The sequence below is a fragment of the uncultured Methanobrevibacter sp. genome, assembly GCF_947169325.1.
Taxonomy (GTDB): Archaea; Methanobacteriota; Methanobacteria; order Methanobacteriales; family Methanobacteriaceae; genus Methanocatella.
On record NZ_CAMVPN010000139.1, the window covers coordinates 1 to 3528 of the forward strand.

Genomic DNA, 3528 nt, shown 5'->3' on the forward strand with positions numbered 1-3528 from the left:
TTCATTGATTTTTAGCTATTGAATTTAATATTTCTGGATTTTATGTTGTTTATTTTTACTAATTGGAATTAATATTAATGTATTGCGAGTAGTTAAATGATTGAAGATAATATACGTGTTCTTAGGCAAGCTGCAAGGGTCACCACTGACAGCAATTATAAGGTTGAAAAGACTTGGTGTGTAATTGCAGGCAATGTTGATCTGGTAGACGAGATGGCCTATAAAGCTATCCTGTCCAATGCCAACATAAAAATTCTGTTCCGGGAACATGTCATATTAAAAGACGGTAATTTGGATAAGAAATTTGACTTCATCATGCTTTATGGCAATGCCATAATAATTGATGATTTCAAAGGCGCCACTGAGCAATGTGGTGGGGCGTATGTTCAGATACCCCGCAAATACCTCTCCGATGAATCTAACCTGATGGTCTTTGTCGGTCCGGACGATGTAATCAGGAACGTATTGTCCACTATTGAAAAATCAAAATCATCGTTTACCATTCTTCAAAAATCTCAGACTACCAGTTTCATTGATGTTGATATAAATAATGAAGTTAGATTACCAAATTTCATCAAATCTGCTTTGAAACCTTTCTATAATGCAAATGAAGTTGTATTGACAACTCTTGTAATCTCTGTTGAAAATGAGGCAGACATCGGAAAAGTTCAAAGCATAGCTACATCTAATAAAATATTCGTTATAGATTTTAAAGATATTGTAACGGAGGACTAATCATGAATATTTTTGGAAAAGACGAGGAAGAACCACAAGTTGTTGATACCAGAGTCATCAGCAACAGTTTAGGAATAGATTTAGGAACTTTAAACACTGTTATTGCAAAACCTTCAGGAGACAAATTCGAATTGTATCAGATTCCATCTGTCGTTGCCGTTAAAAAGGATGATCCGTCAGAAGTTTTGGCTGTTGGTGAAGAAGCTAAAAGAATGCTCGGAAGAACTCCGGAAGATATTCTTGCAGTAAGGCCTTTGAAAAAAGGAGTAATCGAAAATGTCGCACAGGCACAGGCATTACTCATTAAGGCAATGCAAATAGGCATAAATGAAGGGGAAAGTGTTGGAAGAATAGTCATTGGTATTCCTGGAGATGCATCCGAAGTGGAAAAAAATGCTGCTGAAGAAATTGGTAGAAAAGCAGGAGCACAAAACATTTTGGTCATTAGTGAAGGTTTGGCCGCTGCCATAGGTGCAGGATTGCCTATTGCAGAGCCTAACGGAACCATGGTTATAGACATCGGTGCAGGTTCAACCGACATTGTCATAATCTCCCTTGGAGGCATTAATGATATTGAAACCGTAAGATGCGGTGGGGACGATATAGACAATAAGATTGTCGAACTTGTAGCTGAAAAATATAATGTAGCAATTGGTATTCATGATGCGGAATCCGCAAAAATCGAAGTGGGTATGGTTCACTGCTCCGAACAAATCGAAAACTTAAGCGTTGAAATCATTGGTAAATCTCTCGAAACCAACAGGCCTAAAAAAGTCGTTGTTGATTCCATGCTGGTTGCTGAAGCTGTAGAACCTTACATGCAGCAAATTGTCGGTGGTTTAAACATCATCCTGGAAAGGTTATCTCCGGAATTAATGATGGGTGTCTACAACAATTCCGTTGCAGTGGGTGGAAGTTCAAGACTTCGAGGCATGAAGGAAAGGATTTTCGATGAAATTGGTATTCCTATAGAAATTTCCGACGATCCTATGACCGTTGTGGCAAAAGGAACTGCAATTGTTGCTGCAGAACCTCTTGCATTGGAACCTGAAGTCAGACTTAAGGCTATGAAATAAATAATCCTTTATTTATTTCTCTTTTTTTACTTTTTTTTAACTGATTACTATGGATATTTTAGGCATTGACGAGGCGGGCAGAGGCTCCGTTTTGGGACCGCTGGTTATCGCAGGTGTGGTTGTACCCGAAAAGATGGAAAAGGTGCTTGAGCGCATGGGCGTCAAGGACTCCAAAAAGCTGGCTCCTCACAGACGTACAATACTGTCCCGTAAGCTTAAAAAGATGTTTGACTATGAGATTGTCGTAATCACAGCCCGTGAGATTGATGAGATGAGGGCGGAAGGCATAAATCTCAACGAAATTGAAAAGAATGCAATGGAATCAATCTTGATGAAAATCAATCCCGAAAAGGCTATTGTCGATGCTGTTGACGTGAAGGCGGAACGTTTTCAGGAAAATCTCTGCAGGGATACTGGTGTCAATGTCATTTCAGAGCATAAGGCCGATGACAAATACATTGAAGTCAGTGCAGCTTCAATAATTGCAAAAGCCGAAAGGGACGATCAGATTGCAGAGATTAACAAGGAATTCATAAAATCCGGAGGCATTGGATCAGGTTATCCTTCCGATCCCAAAACTAAAGAGTTTCTCACAAATTACACATATGATGAAATGCCTGATTTTGTACGAAGGTCATGGTCAACCGTGGCTAAGATGAAATAATTTCACTCCTTTTTAAATAATATTTAAGTATATGAAAAAATAAATTTAGTTTTATAAAAAAAATTTTCGATAGAGGATGAAAATGATTTTTGAATTTTTTACTTCATTTCTTGATGGAATTGTAGATATTTTCACTCAAGGAGGAATTATTACTTACATAATTCTTTTTATAGGAATTTATGGTCTTATCATTTCAATAAGAAAGATTGCTTATCTTAGAAGAATTAGCAAGGTTGACACCACTGAAATATTTGGTGTCGTTACCGCTTCTATGGAAAGGGGCGGTGCTGTTGAAGCTTTAAAGCAAATCAACGGTTTCAAAAATCCTATTTCTAAAATTATTTCCGAAACTTTAAAGATTGGTTATAAGAATAAAACAGAAGTTGAGGAAAGTATGGAGCAAATCTTCATTGTTGAAGTGGCAAAAATGACAAAAGGATTGAGTACAATCAAAACAATAACTGAACTTGCTCCTTTCTTAGGTTTAATCGGAACCGTTATAGGTATTTGGATGACATTCAAGTCATTAGGTGTTCACCCTGATTCTGCCGCTATGGCTGAAGGTATTTACGTTGCACTGACAACAACAATCATGGGTCTTTTTGTAGCCATTATCTTGCTGCCTATTTATACTTACATTCAAGGACTTATTGAGGCGGAAATGGATAAGATTGAGCTTGCTACAAAAATGACAAATTGGGGATTCGCTGTTGTTAAGGTCAGGGTTGATTCCAATGTGGAATGCGCTCTTGAAGCTCTTCAGAAAGCGGAAGGTGTGGTAAACACAAGACTGATTTCAGATCCTTATGCAAATATCAAGGTTTCCTTTAAGCCGAGTATGTTGGATAAAAGTATCTCAAATATTATTCTAGAAAAATGTAATGTTAACGCTGAAATTACTGAAAGTAAGCTAAAACAATAGGTGATTAGATGGCTATTGATGTTAAACGCTATAAAAAGAAAGTTTTGGATCAAAAACCGAGTATCAATCTGGTTCCTTTTATTGATATTCTTTTCACTATTATGATTTTTTTAGTGGTTACAAGTAATTTT

General features: G+C 37.1%; 5 protein-coding genes. All 5 read left to right on the forward strand.

The features are described 5' to 3' along the window. The first annotated feature begins 96 nt into the window (after window positions 1-96). Complete coding sequence (locus Q0W26_RS11815; RefSeq protein WP_298525697.1) at window positions 97-735, forward strand: hypothetical protein; 639 nt, start codon at window positions 97-99, stop codon at window positions 733-735. Between the two features lie 2 nt (window positions 736-737). Further along, window positions 738-1811 (forward strand): rod shape-determining protein, encoded by a 1074-nt coding sequence (locus tag Q0W26_RS11820; protein ID WP_298525700.1) that lies wholly within the window; start codon window positions 738-740, stop codon window positions 1809-1811. A 49-nt stretch (window positions 1812-1860) separates the two neighbouring features. After that, the gene (rnhB, locus tag Q0W26_RS11825) at window positions 1861-2475 is read left to right on the forward strand and encodes a ribonuclease HII (RefSeq protein WP_298525703.1); all 615 of its coding nucleotides are present in this window, start codon (window positions 1861-1863) and stop codon (window positions 2473-2475) included. Window positions 2476-2557: 82 nt separating this feature from the next. Continuing rightward, on the forward strand, window positions 2558-3397 hold the full coding sequence (locus tag Q0W26_RS11830) for a MotA/TolQ/ExbB proton channel family protein (protein ID WP_298525706.1): 840 nt from the start codon (window positions 2558-2560) through the stop codon (window positions 3395-3397). An 8-nt stretch (window positions 3398-3405) separates the two neighbouring features. Next, a partial coding sequence (locus tag Q0W26_RS11835) for a biopolymer transporter ExbD (protein ID WP_298525708.1) occupies window positions 3406-3528 on the forward strand: 123 nt, incomplete at its 3' end.